General features: G+C 47.7%; 17 protein-coding genes. 12 read left to right on the top strand and 5 right to left on the bottom strand.

Annotation, left to right across the window (positions count from 1 at the left end):
• Nucleotides 1-147: 147 nt before the first annotated feature.
• A complete protein-coding gene (locus FA954_RS08180) occupies nt 148-1,158 on the bottom strand; it encodes a gluzincin family metallopeptidase (RefSeq protein WP_138615003.1) in 1,011 nt (336 codons plus the stop codon).
• A gap of 274 nt (nt 1,159-1,432) precedes the next feature.
• On the opposite strand from FA954_RS08180, the gene FA954_RS08175 reads away from it, so the two are divergent.
• On the top strand, nt 1,433-1,855 hold the full coding sequence (locus FA954_RS08175) for a helix-turn-helix transcriptional regulator (protein WP_037995434.1): 423 nt from the start codon (nt 1,433-1,435) through the stop codon (nt 1,853-1,855).
• Between the two features lie 451 nt (nt 1,856-2,306).
• On the opposite strand, the gene FA954_RS08170 is transcribed toward FA954_RS08175, so the two are convergent.
• Nucleotides 2,307-3,671 (bottom strand): amino acid permease, encoded by a 1,365-nt coding sequence (locus tag FA954_RS08170; protein WP_037995431.1) that lies wholly within the window; start codon nt 3,669-3,671, stop codon nt 2,307-2,309.
• A 167-nt stretch (nt 3,672-3,838) separates the two neighbouring features.
• Nucleotides 3,839-4,561 carry a pseudouridine synthase gene (locus tag FA954_RS08165; RefSeq protein ID WP_037995498.1) on the bottom strand — a complete coding sequence of 241 codons (723 nt, stop codon included), beginning with the start codon at nt 4,559-4,561 and terminating at the stop codon, nt 3,839-3,841.
• A gap of 155 nt (nt 4,562-4,716) precedes the next feature.
• On the opposite strand from FA954_RS08165, the gene FA954_RS08160 reads away from it, so the two are divergent.
• The 8 genes from FA954_RS08160 to FA954_RS08125 all read left to right on the top strand — a co-directional run bounded on the left by FA954_RS08160 (nt 4,717) and on the right by FA954_RS08125 (nt 12,883).
• A complete protein-coding gene (locus FA954_RS08160; protein ID WP_037995429.1) occupies nt 4,717-5,349 on the top strand; it encodes a DsbA family oxidoreductase in 633 nt (210 codons plus the stop codon).
• 141 nt (nt 5,350-5,490) lie between these two features.
• A complete protein-coding gene (gene trxB, locus FA954_RS08155) occupies nt 5,491-6,441 on the top strand; it encodes a thioredoxin-disulfide reductase (RefSeq protein ID WP_037995428.1) in 951 nt (316 codons plus the stop codon).
• 127 nt (nt 6,442-6,568) lie between these two features.
• Nucleotides 6,569-6,838, top strand: coding sequence for a hypothetical protein (locus tag FA954_RS08150; protein WP_062842984.1), 270 nt, complete (start codon nt 6,569-6,571; stop codon nt 6,836-6,838).
• Nucleotides 6,838-7,320 (top strand): CRISPR-associated protein Cas4, encoded by a 483-nt coding sequence (gene cas4 / locus FA954_RS08145; protein WP_062842985.1) that lies wholly within the window; start codon nt 6,838-6,840, stop codon nt 7,318-7,320. Before FA954_RS08150 ends, cas4 begins: the two co-directional genes overlap by 1 nt.
• A 403-nt stretch (nt 7,321-7,723) precedes the next feature.
• Complete coding sequence (locus FA954_RS08140) at nt 7,724-9,889, top strand: ribonucleoside-diphosphate reductase subunit alpha (protein WP_052186690.1); 2,166 nt, start codon at nt 7,724-7,726, stop codon at nt 9,887-9,889.
• Between the two features lie 12 nt (nt 9,890-9,901).
• Complete coding sequence (locus FA954_RS08135; protein WP_242062444.1) at nt 9,902-10,945, top strand: ribonucleotide-diphosphate reductase subunit beta; 1,044 nt, start codon at nt 9,902-9,904, stop codon at nt 10,943-10,945.
• 23 nt (nt 10,946-10,968) lie between these two features.
• On the top strand, nt 10,969-11,403 hold the full coding sequence (locus FA954_RS08130; RefSeq protein ID WP_138615002.1) for a pyrophosphohydrolase domain-containing protein: 435 nt from the start codon (nt 10,969-10,971) through the stop codon (nt 11,401-11,403).
• Nucleotides 11,404-11,554: 151 nt separating this feature from the next.
• A complete protein-coding gene (locus FA954_RS08125) occupies nt 11,555-12,883 on the top strand; it encodes an APC family permease (protein WP_062842986.1) in 1,329 nt (442 codons plus the stop codon).
• A gap of 54 nt (nt 12,884-12,937) precedes the next feature.
• Here the strand turns inward: FA954_RS08125 and FA954_RS08120 are convergent, their stop codons facing one another.
• Nucleotides 12,938-14,122 (bottom strand): CynX/NimT family MFS transporter, encoded by a 1,185-nt coding sequence (locus tag FA954_RS08120; protein ID WP_138615001.1) that lies wholly within the window; start codon nt 14,120-14,122, stop codon nt 12,938-12,940.
• Between the two features lie 282 nt (nt 14,123-14,404).
• Here FA954_RS08120 and nagA point away from each other — a divergent pair, with 282 nt between their 5' ends.
• Both nagA and nagB read left to right on the top strand, forming a co-directional pair.
• Nucleotides 14,405-15,592, top strand: a complete 1,188-nt coding sequence (gene nagA, locus FA954_RS08115; RefSeq protein ID WP_138615000.1) for an N-acetylglucosamine-6-phosphate deacetylase — start codon at nt 14,405-14,407, stop codon at nt 15,590-15,592.
• A 3-nt stretch (nt 15,593-15,595) separates the two neighbouring features.
• Nucleotides 15,596-16,333, top strand: a complete 738-nt coding sequence (gene nagB / locus FA954_RS08110) for a glucosamine-6-phosphate deaminase (protein ID WP_138614999.1) — start codon at nt 15,596-15,598, stop codon at nt 16,331-16,333.
• 55 nt (nt 16,334-16,388) lie between these two features.
• On the opposite strand, the gene FA954_RS08105 is transcribed toward nagB, so the two are convergent.
• On the bottom strand, nt 16,389-17,330 hold the full coding sequence (locus FA954_RS08105) for an ATP-dependent DNA ligase (RefSeq protein WP_138614998.1): 942 nt from the start codon (nt 17,328-17,330) through the stop codon (nt 16,389-16,391).
• A 621-nt stretch (nt 17,331-17,951) separates the two neighbouring features.
• Between FA954_RS08105 and ligD the strand changes: the two genes are divergently transcribed.
• Nucleotides 17,952-18,854 carry a non-homologous end-joining DNA ligase gene (ligD, locus tag FA954_RS08095; protein ID WP_138614997.1) on the top strand — a complete coding sequence of 301 codons (903 nt, stop codon included), beginning with the start codon at nt 17,952-17,954 and terminating at the stop codon, nt 18,852-18,854.
• Nucleotides 18,855-18,883 lie beyond the last annotated feature (29 nt).

Below are 18,883 nucleotides of genomic sequence, written 5' to 3'. Positions count from 1 at the left end.
AATATAGTTGGTTTTTGGGATAAAAAAATCATTCCTATGAGTACAATATATTACCATGAAAAATCATAATTGGAAACCGGAATAATCGGTTTAAAGGCCCCAAATTTTTACGGGGCAAGAATGCCCGTTTCAACGGGCGATCACGGATTATATTTTGCGGGAATTATTGTGAACCTGTGAAACCATCAACAGTTGCGGGGAATCCCATTCTCCAAATCTGCCATCGGTACAGACAACATCTAACTCCGGCCATGGATAGTTTCCATGCTTTTTGATGTATGATTCCACATTGTTCACAGCGGTTTCTAACATGGTTTCCGCGTATTTTTCATGCTTTTTGGTATAGTATACAGTGACCCTGACGTGCCGGACTTGATCCGAAATCACTTGAAAGCCGGGATCCATATGGATGGAAAAATCACGGACATGTTTGGCTTGATAACGGTGTGTCGCCAAGTTCCCTTGCACCTTTGCCGATCCAATTTCGATCCCGGTGGCGGCAATCACTTGATGTTTGTCGGTCGTCAGAGTAATATCATAGTTTCCGGGAAGATTATAAAAACTTTCTCCATATGAAGAATACGGGTCCACATTCCATTTCTCATGATCGTAAACAGCCAGCACCGGCAACCAATTTTCCAGTGAAGTTGTGGTGTGATGCCACCCAAAACGGCCTTGGTCATGAGGAATGTTGACCTCAAAGTCCATGGAAACCGTTGCGCTTTGTTTGGATGGAAGTTGAAAACCAGTGAGATGGAGGGCGGTGTGGTTTTTGACTTGAAATCCGGCTTTTCTTCCATTGACTTGGACTTGGTTGATGGTTGTTTTTCCGCCTTTTTGCTGATAAGTTTTGGCATTTCCCCGGAGATGAAAGTACACCTCTTGCATTTCCTGCTGCAGATGGTTGGTAAAAGTGACGGACAGCTTGCCTTGAATGCGGTGATTTTGGCTGTCATAGAAAAGGTTGGCCCGGTAATGGGGGGATGAAGGTCCCAGAACTTGTGCGGTCTCCGTTTTTTCATTGAAATGTTGGAGCTGTTGGACCGAGGTGCCGGCCGGTTGGCTGGCCTTTGCAACTTGTGGATAGGCATAAGCCCAGGCAGGTGAAAAAGCCATGCTGATGGTCAGTGCCAAGGCATTCATCGATCTCCGGTTCATGGAAAGCGTCCTCCTTCATAAAACAATACAAAGAAATATATTCTATATTAAAATGATATATCCCTTTTTTACAGCAATTTGTCGAAATCTTAAATGAAACAGTCGTCTTCTGTATTGGTGGGCTGTTTGGTGCAGGATTTTCCCAAGAGAATCACGGTTTGTTTTTTGATTATTTTCTCAAGAAATATTAAACTTAAAAATATGAATATATTGGTCAAATTCAAAGGTTGAAGGATCGGAAAGAGTGGATTTGACAAGAAGAGGAGGATGATGAATGAAACTGATTCCCCGCATTGACAGTGTGTTGATGAGAAGAAGGGAAGAAGGTTGGAAGATCTGCGGAAAAAAACCGAGTCAGACCGCTTTGGCCCGGGCGTTGGGGGTTCGCAAGCAACAGGTTTCTTTGTGGGCCCGGGGCGGGGCGATGCCTAGGCCGGAAACGATTTTTCATATGGCCCGGTTGCTCGGGGTTCGTCCGGATGAATTATATGAATTTATCCCGCCGACGGAGGAGGAGCAATTACAGCTCGTCCGGGAATATGACAAAAAAGAAATGAGAGATATTTTGCGGCGCCGGGAAAATAAAATCAAGGAATTGCGCGCCAAAGGTTACAACGATGAAATGATTCAAGAGCATATCCGGATGTTGGGTCTGGGGAAATATGACTCCCTTCCGGAAAAAAGAGTCAGCCAGTGAATTGTGATCCGCCTGAAGGATAAAACGTGTGCCGGAAAGCGGGGAACGATGGATTCTGTTTGCGGGCGAATAACAAAATTTACAGAATAATCGGGAATCCACCGGCGTTTTGATGGAAAGCACGGAGAAAGGATTCCCGATCGTCGCAGTCCTGTCAAAACGAAAAAAAAAGCTCCTCGATGGATTCCAAGAACATGTAAAGACTGCCTGTCGCCAGAAGGCCCAAAATCCAGGGGATCACCGGAAGGTTTACAAGCACTGCCCGAATGGACATGAGGGAAAAAAACATTGCAGACAAAAAAAGAAGGGTGTAAAGGAGGGAGGCGATCAACATAAAAGGGACTCCTTTATCGTTTGTTCTTTATTATTATACCAAAAATAGATGTATAATTTAGAAAAATCTGTTAATTAGGGACAAAAAAACTGCCTGAACAGGCAGCCTCATTCATAATTATTTTTCTGTACTTTTTTTCACAAATTGATAGCTGATGAGCAAGATCAAGAGCCAAACAGGCCCCACAATCAAAGCAATCCGGGTTTCAGGGTTTAAGGACAGTAAGAAAGCCACAAGGACCAGGAAGAGAATGGCGATCCAGTTGGTGACGGGATAACCCGGCATTTTGAAATGGACTTTTGCATGGTCTGCTTTTTTACGGAATTTTAAGTGAGCATAAAGAATCATACCCCAGGTCCAAAGCGCACCGAAAGTGGCCACGCTGGTGATATATAAAAAGGCTTTCTCCGGAATGACATAGTTTAACAGTACCCCAATCAGCAGGATCGCTGCAGACAACGTGATACCACGTGCCGGAACCTTTCTTGAATTCAATTGTCCCAAGGCGCGTGGGGCATGTCTGTCTTTTGCCAGTGTGTAAAGCATGCGTCCGGTGCTGAAGATTCCGCTGTTACAAGAAGACAGAGCGGCCGTGAGGACAACAAAGTTAATGATGCCGGCGGCAGCGGGAATCCCGACTTTTGTGAAAATCAGCACAAAAGGACTGTTTTCACCACTCATTTGGTTCCAAGGATACAGGGATAAGATGATGGCCAAGGCTCCGATATAGAATATCAAAATCCGCCAGATCACACTGTTGATGGCTTTTGGAAGGGTTTTCTCCGGATTTTTTGCTTCCCCGGCGGTCACTCCGACCAGTTCCACTCCCAAGAAAGAGAACATCACCATTTGCAGGGCCAACAGGACACCTGCGATGCCAAAGGGCATAAACCCGTCATTGGCCCACAGGTTTGAAAAGCCGACGGCTTCCCCTCCATTGCCCCAACCGGTCGTGATCATAATGAAACCGATGATGATCAGGGCAACAATGGTGGCCACCTTGATCAAAGCAAACCAAAATTCGATTTCCCCAAACAGTTTCACCGTAATCAAGTTGACAATATAAACAGCCAAAAGAGCCCCGAGTGCAGGAATCCATTGCGGCACTTCCGGAAACCAGTAACGGAAATAAACACCCACCGCGGTAATTTCGGCCATTCCTGTTACCACCCACATAAACCAGTAATTCCAACCGGTGACAAATCCGGCCCAGGGTCCCACAAATTCCGTCGCGTAGGTGCTGAAGGATCCGGCAACAGGTTTAAAAAGGGCCAATTCCCCCAAAGCTCTCATTACCAAAAAGATCATGAGCCCGCCAAGTGCATAAGAGAGGATGATTGCAGGTCCGGCTGTTTGAATCGCCTGGGCTGAACCAAGGAAAAGCCCGACACCGATGGCCCCGCCGATCGCGATCAATTGAATATGCCGGTCACCAAGCCCCCTTTCTAATTCATTGACTGAATTGTTTTTTTTGCTATCCATTAAGTTGCCTCCTTGAAATAAATGATTGTATTAGTATAATGAATGTTTGATATAGAACATTGTAAATGAATTTGTTAGCGTTTTCAACTGAATCGATGACCTCGGGTTTCTGACGAGGGGTGGGTGATCCATTGGATCACCAAGCTTAAGTTGTTTTTGACCAATTATTATTTGATTAATTTGTTCAATTCTCCCGTTGTTAATTCACGGTATTCTCCGGGAGCCAAGTCCGGATCCAGTTCCAATGAACCCATGCGGATTCGTTTCAAATTCAGCACCTTTTTCCCAAGGGCCCGGAACATTCTTTTGATCTGGTGAAATTTTCCTTCATAGATGGTGATTTCGACGGTGGATTGGGGGCCGGCATGCAGGATGTGAAGATCCCCCGGCATGGTTGTGTAACCGTCTTCCAATGTAATTCCCGTTTGAAATGCGTGGATATCGTTTTCTGTCACTTCTCCTTCGATGTCAGCAACGTACACTTTCGGAATGTGTTTTTTGGGAGACAAAAGCTGGTGTGCCAGTTTTCCGTCGCTTGTCATCAACAGTAAACCTTCGGTGTCTTTATCCAACCGTCCGACCGGAAACGGCGAGAAAACGCGGTGTTCCGGTTCCAACAGATCCGTCACCACTTCCTGAAAGGCATCTTCGGTTGCAGACAGGACTCCTTGCGGTTTATTCATCATTAAATAGATATGTTCCCGGTACAAAATCGGTTGGTGATCGACTTCAATTTGATCTTCAAAGGGGAACACATGCATGCCTGGGTTGGTTGCGGGTTCATCATTGACTCTGACCCGGCCGGCTTTTACCAGTTTTTTGATTTCTTTGCGGGTTCCGATCCCCACATGGGACAGGACTTTATCCAAGCGTTGGCTTTTCTTTTTCATCTGATTCACGCTCTCTTTCTCTTGATTCACAAAAAACATAATAGCACAAGGGCGGGCTTCCATGCAGTCTGATGCTTACTTTGGTATCGTATCTAATATTTTTTTCTTGTGATATACTGGAGTTTGCAGTTGTGTGATTTCAAAGGAGAGACAAAATGGATATTGAGGTTTATCATGATTTGACCTGTCCTTGGTGCCGGATCGGCCATAAAAATCTCAAAGATGCCATACAGGAATGGACGGAACAATCCGGCGAACCGTTTGAAATTAAATACCGTTCGTATATGTTATATCCGGAGATCCCGCCCCGTGGCGTTTTGTTTATGGATATGATGGTGCGCAAAATGGGAAACATGTCGAGGGCTTATCAGGCATTGGAACAGATTTCAAGAGCCGGGGCCCCCGTCGGTTTGAAATTCAAATTTGACCGGATTGAGTGGCTTCCCAACACCATGGCGCCTCATATGCTCCTGAAGTGGACCGATCCCGGTAAGAAAACGCAGATGGCTGAAAAATTGTATCAGGCTTTTTTTGAAGAAGGGCATAATATTGGTGATATGGATGTGTTGACCGGGATCGCTGAATCCGTGGGATATGATCCGAATGAGGCGAGGAAGGCGCTTCTGGACGAGAACATCCGGCACGAAGTCGAAAAAGATTTGGAACAGGCCGGGAATTCAGGGATTCAAAGCATTCCTTTTTTTATTATCCAGGGCCGGTTGGCCATGGCCGGGGCGCATCCCAAAGATAATTTTTTGCGGGCATTCCAGGAAGTGAAAGCATCCTGAACAAGGAGAGTTTTCAAAGAGGAGGCCGGAAATCCGTTTGGCTTCATGGCGAAATTTCAGTTACAATGATGAAGGGATGCTGTAATCATAGAAGGTTACATATGTGACATAGATCATCGTTTTGAACAGGGGGTAAACAACATGCAAAAAGTGATTGTATTGGGAACCGGTCCGGCAGGGTTGACCGCAGCCATTTATCTGGCTCGCGCCAACATGGAACCGTTGGTGATTGAAGGGCCTGAACCGGGCGGACAACTGACGACCACGACGGAAGTGGAAAATTTTCCGGGCTTTCCGGACGGAATCATGGGCCCGGAATTGATGGATAATATGCGAAAGCAGGCCGAACGTTTTGGAGCCACCTTCAAACGCGGCTGGGTGAAAAAGGTCGACTTGTCCAAACGTCCTTTTCAATTGTTTCTTGGAGAAGATGAAGTGATTGAAACGTCTGCGCTCATTATCTCGACGGGGGCAACGGCCAAATTGTTGGGAATTCCCGGCGAAAAAGAAAGCATCGGGATGGGCGTGAGCACTTGTGCGACATGCGACGGCTTCTTCTTCCGCGGCAAAAAATTGCTGGTTGTAGGCGGCGGCGATTCCGCGATGGAAGAGGCCACTTTCCTGACCCGTTTTGCATCGGAAGTCACCATTGTTCACCGGCGCAATGAATTGCGGGCATCCAAAATCATGCAGGACCGGGCACGGCAAAACGACAAGATTAAGTGGGCCATGAACCGGACACCGGTGGAAGTGATCCGTGGGGAACAAGGAGTCAAAGGATTAAAAGTGAAAAATAACGAAACAGGGGAAGAAGAAATTCTGGAAGCAGACGGAATTTTTGTCGCCATCGGGCACCAACCCAACACCGGCTTCCTTCAAGGGCAAATTGAGTTGGATGAGTTGGGTTACATCCAAGTGAAGCCAGGAACGACGCAAACCAATGTCCCCGGCGTTTTTGCCTGCGGGGATGTGCAGGACCGGGTTTACCGTCAGGCGATCACGGCGGCCGGAAGCGGTTGTATGGCAGCACTTGATTGTGAACGCTTTTTGGAAGGGAATGCCGCACAAGACTGGAGCCAGTCGCTGAAATAAAAATGAAGTTTATTCGTTACCCTTTCCTTGAAACTTTCGACGGGGAAGGGGTGTTTTTTATTTAAAAGATACAGAAAATTTGGTAAAATATAACAAAAAGAATGGCATAAAGAAGGGGATATCCGGATTGAAAAAGAGGTGGATCACCGCAAAGGAAATTAATCAGTTTTGTTATTGTCCCGAGCAATGGAGGCTGGCCAAATTGCACCGTCAAGGGCTGGTCGAAGCCGATGAACAAAAGTTGAAAACCCAAAAACGGCTCTTTCAAAAAGGGAAGCGTTACCACCGGAAGAAAGCCGTTTTGGTGTGGGTGAAAACGAAAGGGACGGATTGGGCAGTGGCGGTGTTGCTTGTCGTGATCCTGTTGTTTGTGATTTGGACGGTGATGAATGCTTGATGGCCATGTTCCTCTCTGTTTTGCTGGTTTTCCTGTTGATCTTTTTACGGTTTTTCTTAAAATCCAAAAGAAGTTTGGTGTATTCAGACGCAACCGGTGCGGGGAAAGTTCTGGTCAACCGAAAATGGGGTATCCGGGGCAAGCCCGACGAGATCTGGAAAATGAAGGACGGAACTTATTTCGTGGTGGAATACAAATCAGGAATGTTAAAAAGGACACGCCCCTATGACGGCGACCGGTTGCAATTGGCTGCTTATTTCATGCTCGTGGAGGAAACGTATCAAGCGAAAAAAATCCGGGGGGAAATCCGCTATCAAAATCGGGTGTGCGAGGTGGAGTGGACTCCGCAATTAAAGGAACAATTATTGACCGTCATCAAACAGATGAGGGAAGTGGAACAGACGAATGAAACCCGGGTGAACATTTATTTGCCAAAATGCCGGCAATGTGAATTCTACAAAGTTTCCTGCACGAAAGTGTAGAAAACGGGGGCGAGAAGGAAGCGGGTCCGTTTTTTGGGGAATTGTAAACAAGTTTGCAACACAAACAAAGCGCAAAAAGAAAAAACAAATGAAAGATGCCATGAATAAATGTTAAATTCATGTGTTTGCATGAATTAAAATAAAAAAACATGCAGAAAAACAAGGAATCAATCCGGACAGGGCTTCGTCAACCCCCGGGGGACCGAGCTTCTTCGAGAAAAAGGAATATCCCGGGTTGAATTTTGCTTCTCGGACGGACAGAAGTCATGTTAGCTTTTTTTTTGCTGTTTGGCACTATATATTGTGTTGGTTATACTTAGATGGCAACTATATATAGTATGAATGGCAGGTGTTCGTTGTGTTGAAGACGAATCTGGATCAGATCAGCCCGTTTCGAAATTTGATGAATGAAGCGTGCCGGCGCTTTCCGCATTTGGATCGGGAAGAATGGCTGAGGGAAGCGGAAGCGCAATTGCACGAAAATATGACGGACAAAGAAGTGTTGCAAACCATTATTCGAACCACGGTGGAAAAAACAACGGCGGAAGAGCCGGATTGGCAATTTGTCGCCGCGCATCTGTTGGCACATGAGTTGTACATGGAGGCGGCAGAGAACCGCGGTTATCCATCTTCCAGAAAGTATGGCGGATTTTATCCACTGATACATACATTGACGGAGAAAAAGTTATACGGTGCTTATTTGTTGGAATCATACGAAGAGAATGAAATTAATGAATTGGAAGCGTACATGAAACCGGAGCGGGATTTGTTGTTTAATTACATCGGTTTAAAAGTGTTGCAAGACCGTTATCTGGTGAAGGATTATGACGGACGGATCATGGAATTGCCGCAAGAGCGTTTTATGATCATTGCCATGCATCTGGCGCAAAAAGAAGAAGACCGTGTGGGGTGGGCGAAGCGGTTTTATGATGTTTTGTCCAAATTGGAAATCACGGTTGCCACCCCGACGTTGAGCAACGCGGGAAAACCCCTCCATCAGTTGTCCTCTTGTTTTATCGACACGGTGGGGGACTCGTTGTGGTCGATCTACCACACCAATTCGGTGACGGCCCAAGTGTCCAAGCACGGCGGCGGGGTCGGCATCTATCTGGGGAAAGTCCGGGCCAAAGGTTCCAAGATCCGCGGGCATCATGGCGCTTCCGGCGGGGTGATTCCCTGGATCCGGAATTACAATAACACGGCGGTGGCCGTCGACCAGTTGGGAGTCCGCCGCGGGGCTTTTGCCATTTATTTGGATGTCTGGCATGCCGATATTTTTGATTTTCTCAATCTCAAAACCAATAACGGGGATGACCGGTTGAAAGCCCATGATATTTTCCCGGGCGTTTGCATTCCGGATTTGTTTATGAAACGGGTGGAGGAACGGGGCGACTGGCATTTGTTCGATCCCCACGAGATCCGGGAAGTGATGGGATATTCCATCGAAGATTACTGGGGAAGCGAGTTTGAAAAACGCTACTTGGAATGTGAAGCCCATCCGGACTTGAAAAAGCAAAAGGTTCCGGCCATTGAGATCATGAAACGGATCATGGTCAGCGCTTTTGAAACAGGAACGCCCTTTGTGTTTTTCCGGGATGCGGTCAACCGGGCCAATCCCAATAAACATCAAGGGATGATCTATTCTTCCAATCTGTGTACCGAAATCTGCCAAAACATGTCCCCGACGGAATTGATCAGCGAGGAGTTGGAAGACGGTGTCATCGTAACCAAAACCAAGCCGGGCGATTTTGTCGTATGCAACTTGTCATCGCTGAATCTGGGTCGGATTCAATCCCTTGAAGACATCAAGCGGATTATCCCGGTTCAAATGCGCATGTTGGATAATGTGGTGGATTTGAATATCTATCCGGTCAAACAAGCGGAACGGACCAATAAAAAATACCGGGCCGTCGGCTTGGGAACGAGCGGATACCATCAATATCTTGCACAACATCAAATTGTTTGGGAGTCGGAAGAACATCTGGAAGAAGCGGACCGTCTCTTTGAAGAAATTGCTTATCAAGCGATCAAAGCGTCCATGGAAATTGCCAAAGAAAAGGGAAGTTATCCTTGCTTTGAGGGAAGCGAATGGCAAACCGGAGAGTATTTCCGGCGGCGCGGTTACACCAGTTCACGCTGGCAACAATTGCGCGAGGACGTGCAAAAACACGGGTTGAGAAATGCGTGGTTATTCGCCGTGGCACCGACCGGATCGACCTCCTTGATTGCCGGATCGACGGCGGGCATTGATCCGGTTTATGCCAAATATTTTGTGGAGGAGAAACGGGGGGCGGTCATTCCGCTTACGGCTCCCAATTTGTCGCCCCAAACGGCTTGGTACTATAAAGAAGCCCATCGGATTGACCAGCATTGGAGCATCCGGGCTGCGGGGAAAAGACAGTGGCATATCGACCAATCCCAGTCGTTTAATCTGTATATCACCCCCGATACATCGGCAAAAGAATTTTTGTCACTGTATATGGATGCCTGGAAGCATGGGCTGAAAACCATCTACTATGTCCGGAATCAATCCATTGAAGTGGAAGAATGCGTCAGTTGTTCATCATAAAGGGAAGGGGAAATGAAGAAAATGGAAAAACTGCAACGGAAAAAAATATTTAATGAACACGGACAACGGGGAACCCAACGCATGATTAACGGAAACACCACCAACCTGAGAGAGTGGAACCGGATTAAATACGATTGGGCACACAAATTGTACCGGACCATGCTGAACAACTTTTGGATTCCCGAGGAGATTCCGTTGGCGGGAGACGCCAAAATGTTCGCGGAATTGAGTCCGGAAGAACGGCGCGCTTTTGACAAAACCATTTCCTTTCTCAACTTTTTGGACTCGATTCAAGGGGAGAACCTGCCGAACATCAATGAGTATGTGACGGCGCCGGAAGTTTGCTCCTTGTTAAATATCCAGGCGTTTCAGGAAGAGATTCACGCCCAGTCATACAGCTACATTTTGGACAGTGTTTGTTCGCCGGAAACACGGGAAAACATTTATGATGAATGGCGCAATGATCCGCGGCTTTTGGAACGGAACCGATTTATTGCCGATTTATATCAGCAGTTTGTGGATGACCGGAATGACAAAAACTTTGTCCGGACCTGCATGGCGAACTTTTTGCTGGAATCTCTCTACTTCTACAGCGGATTCTCCTTCTTCTATGCCTTGGCGCGAAACGGGAAAATGACCGCCACGGCAACGATTATCAAATACATTCAGCGTGATGAACTGACCCATGTGGTGTTGTTCCAAAACATGATCAAAGAGTTGCGTAAGGAAAACCCGGATCTGTTTACGTCGGAATTGATTGAAGAATTGCGGGAAATGACCCGGACTGCCGTGCAACATGAAATCCGCTGGGGACAATATATCACCAACAATCACATTCAGGGATTGAACAATGACCTCATTGACCGGTACATCAAATTTTTGGCCAATGAACGGTTGGGACGGCTGGGACTGGAAATTTTGTATCCGGAAATCACGTCCCATCCCATGAAATGGGTGGAAAGCTTCTCCAATCTCAATGCCACCAAAACCGACTTTTTTGAGCAGAAAGTGACCAACTATGCAAAAGCCGGAAACCTGGATTTCAGTGACCTTTAATATGGATAGGAAGGATTCTGACCATGAATGAGGCCTGGAGAAAAGTCAAAGCATTTCATCAAGCTTACTCGGTTCCGGTGAGCGACCAACCCGGGAAACTGTCCGAAGAACGGGTCGCCAAGCGCAAAAAATGGATGGAGGAAGAATTGGACGAGTTTGCCAAAGCTTCGACCATTGAAGATCAAGCGGATGCCATGATCGATACCATTTACCTGGCGTTGGGCACGCTGGTGGAAATGGGAGTGAAGCCGGAAGCGGTTTTTCAAATCGTCCATGAAGCCAATATGAGCAAGTTGTGGCCGAATGGAAAACCCCGTTACCGGGAAACGGACGGAAAAGTGATCAAGCCGCCGGGGTGGAAAGATCCCCAGCCGCGGATCCGGGAAGAAATCCGGAAGCAAAAAATGGAAACCACCGGCGATCCATCCGATGAACCTGCGGGTGTCCAAAAAGATTAAATGCCGGTACCAAACGCCGTCTCTTTCATAAGAGACGGTTTCTTTTTTATGGATATATTCTAAATTGAGTTACTTTATTATTTTTATACATATTCCCATCTTGATAATGTATAATCCTCTAAAAGACATTTGTCTTTATAAGGAGGACACCATGAACGCAGAACACAACAGCAATCATTTAAAAAGGGACATTGGATTTATTACGGCATTATCCATTGTAATCGGAACAGTCATCGGTTCCGGGGTTTTTATGAAACCCGGCGAAGTGTTGGCCTCTTCAGGAAATGCAAAGATGGCTTTGTTCGCCTGGCTTTTGGGGGGATTGATCACATTGGCCAGCGGACTGACCGTTGCTGAAGTGGGAGCGCAAATTCCCAAAACGGGCGGGTTATATATTTATTTGGAAGAAACGTATGGAAAGTTTTGGGGATATTTATGCGGATGGGTGCAGACCGTGGTGTACGGTCCGGCGGTCATTGCCGCATTGGGTTTGTATCTGGGTTCATTGATTGTTCATCTGTTTGGCCTGGACGAGTCATGGTTGAAAGGAATCGGGATCGGGTTTGTGGTATTGCTGATGTTGGTGAACATCACCGGAACGAAGTATGGAGGATGGGTGCAAAACATCTCCACGGCGGCCAAACTGATTCCGATTGTGCTCATTATCATCTTCGGTTTATGGAAGGGAGAACAGTCGATCTTCACCCCGGGGGCTTTCGAGCCGGAAGAATTCAGCTTTGGCGCGGCCGTGCTGGCAACCTTGTTTGCGTATGACGGATGGATTTTGGTCGGATCCGTTGCCGGGGAAATGAAAAACCCGACCAGATTGTTGCCGAAGGTGATTTTTATCGGTTTGGCGGGGGTCACCGTGGTTTATTTGCTTGTCAATATGGCCCTTTTGTATGTGTTGCCTGCAGAAGATATTGTGAAGTTGGGTGAAAACGCGGCAAGTACGGCGGCAACAACGTTGTTTGGCGATTTTGGCGGGATTTTGATCACCATTGGAATCATTATTTCGATTTTTGGTTGCCTGAACGGAAAAATGATGGCTTTTCCGCGGATCCCGTATGCGATGGCCAAAAACGGCCAATTGCCGTTTTCCAAAGGGTTGGGCAAGGTGCATCCGAAATTTCACACGCCTTATGTTTCCATTATTTCACAAGCGGCGATCGCCACGGTTTTCATGCTGATCAGCGATCCGAACCGTTTGTCGGATATCTCGGTATTTTCCATTTATCTCTTTTATATTTTTGCCTTTTTTGCCGTGTTTACTTTGCGCAGAAGAAACAGCGGGAAAGAGCGGCCTTACAGTGTTCCGCTTTACCCGTTGGTGCCTCTGGTTGCCATTGTCGGTTCGATTTACATCATTGTCAGCATGCTCCGGCATGATCCGGTCGGCGGATTGGGTGCAATCTTCATTATGGTCATCGGACTGCCGGTTTATTATTTCTTAAAACGGAGAGCGACGGATCAGGTTTGATTCATGAAAAAAGAAGGTTCACATCCTGCAGGATGCGAACCTTCTTTTTTCGTATCATGCGACATGACCCCGGCGGCCGGCCCCCAGTCCGGAAAGAATCAAACAGACCGTTGTTGCCAGCAGGAGCACAAGGGACGGAACCCATGAGCGGGTTGCATCAAAGAGATAACCCAGCAGGATCGGACCAAAGGCGGCAAGGAGATACCCGACGGATTGCGACATGCCGGAAAGATTGGCGGCTTCTTTGGCATCAGCCGTCCTCAGTGTGATCAGCGTGAGGGCCAGGCTGACGCTGGCACCTTGGGCCATCCCGATCAGGGCAATACTGATATACAGAAGAACCGGTTCGCTGGTGAACAAACCGATGATTCCCGAAAGGTGAATCAGTCCGATGGCGAAGGCGATTCCTTTTTGCTGGGAAAGCCGGTTGGCCAGAACCGGGGTGGCAAAAGTGGCCGGAAGGCTGATGAGTTGCATGACCGATACCATCCAACCTGTGGTTTCTTCACTGAATCCCCGGCTTTGCATGATGGCGGGAAGCCAGGTGATCGTGCAGTAAAACAGAAAGGATTGCAGTCCCATGAAAATGGTCACATACCAAGCAAGCGACGAACGCCACATCAAGGTGCCGCCTGTCCGGACCGGTTCCGCTTTGGCCGGCCGGATTTGATCTCTGCTTCGGACTTGGGGAATCCAGATACACAAAGCAGCAACGGCCATCCATGCCCAAAAAGAAAGAGAGGATTTCCATCCCCCGTTCAACGCATCCGCCAGCGGAATGCTCACAGCTGATCCGATGGCGGCAAAGGTGTTCATTGAAGTGGTGTAAATGCTGGTCATCCAGCCGGCTTGATCCGGAAATTTTTCTTTTACGATCCCGGGAAGCAGCACGTTTCCGATGGCAATTCCGACTCCGATCCAAACCGTGCCGAAAAAGACGGTGAACACCGTTCCGGCCGAACGGATAAGAATGCCGCATACCAGTGTGAAAAGCCCGATGAAGATGGTTCGCTCATTTCCCCACTTGCGGGATAAAAGCGGGGCCACAAGAGACAGCAGGGCAAAAGCAATCAACGGCAAAGTGGTGAGAAATCCGGCCGTTCCATTGGAGATGTTCAGATCGGCGCGAATCGAATGAATCACGGGCCCGACGGAAGTGATCGAAGGGCGTAAATTAAATGCAACAAAAACAATCCCTGCAATTAAAATGGCTTTTTTCACCGATGATGGCTGATTCATGCTGTGGACTCCTTTTTCGTTGACATTGACAAGGTGAAGATAAAAGAAAAGATGGCATGAGAGACCGCCATCTTCTTTACAAGTCGACTGGAAATATGAAAAGATAAAAGGGTTTATTGATTGGAAGATATTTTAGCAAAGATAATGCAAACTGGCAATGAAAAAGCGGCGTGCTTTATTCGGGCCGGGTATCTGATATGAACGGACATTGCCATCCGATGGACGGATGGGATGCACAGCGTTAAACTTTAGAATGACAAGCAGAACAAAGGAGTTATTCATATGAACGAAGTTACGTGGACCTTGATCAATGCAAAGATTTATGCTGAAAACGGTTTGATACCAAACGGTTTTATCTCTGTGACAAAGGATAAAATATCGGCGATCGGCACCATGGACGATGATGTTCCTCCTTCCGGCGGGTCCGTGCTGGATGTCCAAGGAAGAACCGTGGTTCCGGGAATGATTGATGTCCATATTCACGGTGCCGCCGGGGCTGATGTGATGGATGCCACGCCGGAAGCATTGGATCAAATGGCGGTTGCTTTGGCCCGGGAAGGGACAACCGCATTTTTGGCGACAACGATTACTCAGTCACCGGAGAACATTGAAAAGGCGCTGAAAAATGCCGCGGAATATATAAAGCATCATCAAACCCCGGGCAAAGCAGAATGCGTGGGGGTTCATCTGGAAGGGCCGTTTGTCAATGCCAAGCGAAAAGGCGCGCAACCGTTGGAATTTATCTTGGAACCCGATGTAAAGCAGTTTAAAAAATGGCAGGAGGCTGCCCGCGGAACCATTAAATTGGTCACATTGGCCCCGGAAGAACCGGGCGGGTATGAACTGGCTGCCTATTTGAAGGAGACGGGGGTCATTGCTTCCATCGGCCATTCCGATGCCACCTATGATCAAGTGATGGAAGGAATCGAAGCCGGTATCTCCCACGTCACCCATCTTTTTAACGGCATGCGCGGATTTCATCACCGGGAGCCCGGTGTCGCCGGCGCGGCCATGTTACGTAAAGAATTGAATGTGGAAATGATTGTGGACGGGATCCATATCGATCCGCGCAGCGTGCGGCTGGCTTACCAGCAAATCACGAGTGACCGGATTTTGCTGATCACTGATGCCATGCGTGCCAAATGCATGAAGAGGGGCAATTATGATCTGGGAGGACAAAAGGTCTTTGTCTCGGACCGGGATGCCCGCTTGGAAGACGGTACGTTGGCCGGAAGCATTTTAAAAATGAAGGATGCTGCAAAAAATATGATCGAATATACCGGGTGCACCATGGAAGAAGTGATCCAAATTACCGCTTCCAACGCGGCCAAAGAATTAAAGATGGATGATCGCAAAGGGAGTATCCGGGTCGGCAAAGATGCGGACCTGGTGGTGTTAAATCCCGACTTGGAAATTTACCTCACGATCTGCCGCGGCGAGTTTGCGTATCAACAGACACAGGAGGAATGAATGATGGAACTGGTCCGTGTACAAAACTATGAAGAAATGTGTGATCTGGCGGCTGAACGAATCATCCGGGTTGTAAAGGAAACGGAGTCTCCCGTGCTGGGACTTGCGACCGGCGCGACCCCCACCGGTGTTTATGAAAAACTGGTTTCGGACCACCGGCAAAACGGTACTTCCTACCGGCATGTCACCACCTTCAATTTGGATGAGTATGTCGGGTTGGGACCTGAGGATGCAACCAGTTATTTCTTCTACATGATGGAACATCTCTTTCGCCATATCGATATTCCTGTCGGCCAAACCCATATTCCGGATGGCTTGGCAAAAAATTCGGAAGAGGAATGTGTGCGTTATGAGCGGGAGATCGAAGAACACGGAGGCATCGATTTGCAAATTTTGGGGATCGGCAGAAATGGGCATATCGGATTTAATGAACCCGGAACCCCTTTTTCCTCCAAGACCCACGTGGTGAAGTTGACGGAATCGACCCGGGAAGCCAACCGTCCTTTTTTTGATGCGAAGGATCAGGTTCCCACCCATGCGATCACAATGGGGCTTTCGACCATTATGAAAAGCAAAAAGATTGTCTTGCTTGCCAACGGGAAGATGAAAGCCCCGGTCTTGCACCGGCTGTTTACCATGGACGAGCCGTCCCCGGAATTGCCGGCTTCCATTTTGAAACAACATCCGAATGTCACCATCATTGCCGATGAAGAGGCTTTGTCCCTGGACGACCGTGGATGAGCTGCCCGGCATGCGGACCCGGCGTTAGCGGGTTTTCTGCTTGCGCCGGGGTTTTTTATTGGTCGAAGCGGCATTGGCGGGGAGGATGGGTCACGAAAGCCTGAATGCTCGGCTGTCTTAAGGTGTGTCCGTGGCTCCATTCCAAGTATTCAACTTTCACCGTGATGGCCGGCTTCAGCCAAAGTGTGTTTTTCATCCGGGAAGGCGGATTGACAAAAGGCATGTTCTCCTGCACAACAGGTTGAATCATGCGGGTCAGCGTTTTCCAATCTTCGTGAGTCAATTTGCCGGTTCCTGCGTGTCCGATATACCAAAGCCGGTCCTTTTCATCATATAATCCGAGCAGAAGGGAACGGGCCACGGAATCGCGTACAACGACGCCCCCCACCACCGCAATCAAATCTTGCATATTTTTTTTCTTCTGCCAGCGGTGATCTTTCCCGCCGATGGCATAGGTGCTGTTTTGGTCTTTGAAAACGATTCCTTCCAAGCCGTGTTCTTTCACGGCTTCAAACAGCGCTTTTCCATCTTCATAAGAGGGGACGAGCTGAACAGGACCGGAAGATTCGCAGATTTCATGAAGCAACGCGGTTCTTTCCGAAAGTGGCCGGTGGATGATCCATTGGCCGTCCAAGTATAACAGGTCGAAAACCATATATGTAACCGGAACTTGTTTTTGCACGGTCAAAACCCGGTCGATCTTGCGAAGGCCGTCTCTTTTCATCACTTCATAAAAAGAAGGTTTCCCGTCTTTTAATGCGATGACTTCCCCGTCCAATATTGCCGATTTGGCTCTTAAGGATTGATCCAAATGCTGAAGCTCGGGATAATGAAACGTCCGTTCATTTTTTTTGCGGTTAAAAAGTTTGATTTCGTTTCTGTTCCGGTATGCCAGGATGCGGACGCCGTCCCATTTCACTTGCGCGATCCATTGTTTTCCTTGCGGAAAGTCATCCGTTGGCACCGGTTCAAACGGGATGATTGGCTTCAAATCCATGAGAAAGCCTCCTTTTTTTATATTTTTTGCAGGTTTTAAAAAAGGACACCTCCCAATAAAAGGGAAGTGTCCTTCCGTCAATAGCCGCGCCTTCTGTCCCGGCGCCGGTCCCGGGGAAAGAAAGGTGGCCGGAAAACCGGGGGAAACAAAACCGGCGGATAGAATGGATAGAACGGGGGATAATAAGGTGGCCAGAAGGGTGAAAAAGGCGGGTAAAAACCCCGTTGTTTGGTTTCAATTTCATTTTCTTCGGTATCCATCCATTCCTTATCATGATGATACATACGAAATCTCCTCCTTAACGGGTGATGAAGTTAAAACGGGCCGAACCGTCCAAAAGGGCGGAAGAAAGGAAAAAATCCAAAATAAAAAAAGGGACGCGGGTAAATGAAGGGAGCTCCGAAAAACGGCCCCGGGAAAAATTGAGATGCATGGATGGGTTCCTGCTCCAACCCGGATGCCACAAATTCTGCAGAATCATCATGAAGCGGCTGATTGGCAGATTCCAACACGTTTCATTCCTCCTGTTTGCTCGGGTTTCAGGGTTTGTTATAAACTATGCGTTTATCACGTCCCGGGTCATTGTCCAATGAAAAATAGGCATTTGAACGGGGAGGTCACATGGCTGAAAAAGAGCGATACGTCCAAGTTGACGGACGGGAATTAAAGATCACCAATCCGGATAAAATCTGGTTTCCCGAAGCAGGGATCAAAAAGTGGGATTTTATTTTGTATTGCGCCCGTCTGGCTCCATATCTCCTGCCTTATTGCAAAGATCGTTTGCTGACGACGATCCGTTTTCCGGACGGGGTGAACCATTCTTCGTTTTATCAGAAAAACGCGCCTTTTTACCGCCCGGATTGGGTGGAAACCAGCACGTCAGGGGATATTGAATATATTTTGCTCAATAATGTCCCGACATTCATTTGGCTGGCAAACCTGGCTTGTCTGGAATACCATGTTTCTTTTCACCGGGTGGATCGCCCGGTTCCCACCGAGTTGGTGTTTGACCTGGATCCCAGTGCTCCCGGATTTGTAAAAGTGGCCGAAGTGGCGTGGCTGATCAAGGAAGTGCTGGAGAAAATCGGATTATTCGGGGTGGTGAAAACCTCCGGCGCAACGGGACTTCAAATTTATGTCCCGATCGAACCGGTTTATTCTTATGAAGAAACAAGGAAAATCGGGGAATTGATTGCACATTATTTGACCGAACTTCATCCCCGGTTGGTCACGGTGGAACGCCTGGTCAAAAAGCGGGGAGACAAGGTTTATATTGATTATCTGCAGCATTGGCACAACAAAACGTTAATTGCGCCCTATTCGCCGCGGGCCGTGCCGGAAGCAACGGTTTCGACGCCGCTGGAGTGGGAGGAACTCCAAACACTTCGTTCGCCCAAGGAATGGACGCTGCTCAACATTTTTGACCGTTTGAAAGAAAAAGGGGATTTGTTTGAACCGGTTTTATCCGGTGAAAGACAACGATTGGATGCGATTCTTCAGTTTATTGAAAAACGCAAACTGTAAAAAGGAAATCGGTCGTGTTATCTTAATAT

The sequence above is a fragment of the Thermoactinomyces vulgaris genome (assembly GCF_005886755.1).
GTDB classification, from domain to species: Bacteria; Bacillota; Bacilli; order Thermoactinomycetales; family Thermoactinomycetaceae; genus Thermoactinomyces; species Thermoactinomyces vulgaris.
The sequence above is the reverse complement of the archived record's forward strand: the minus strand, read 5'-3'. Positions and strand labels throughout refer to the sequence as shown.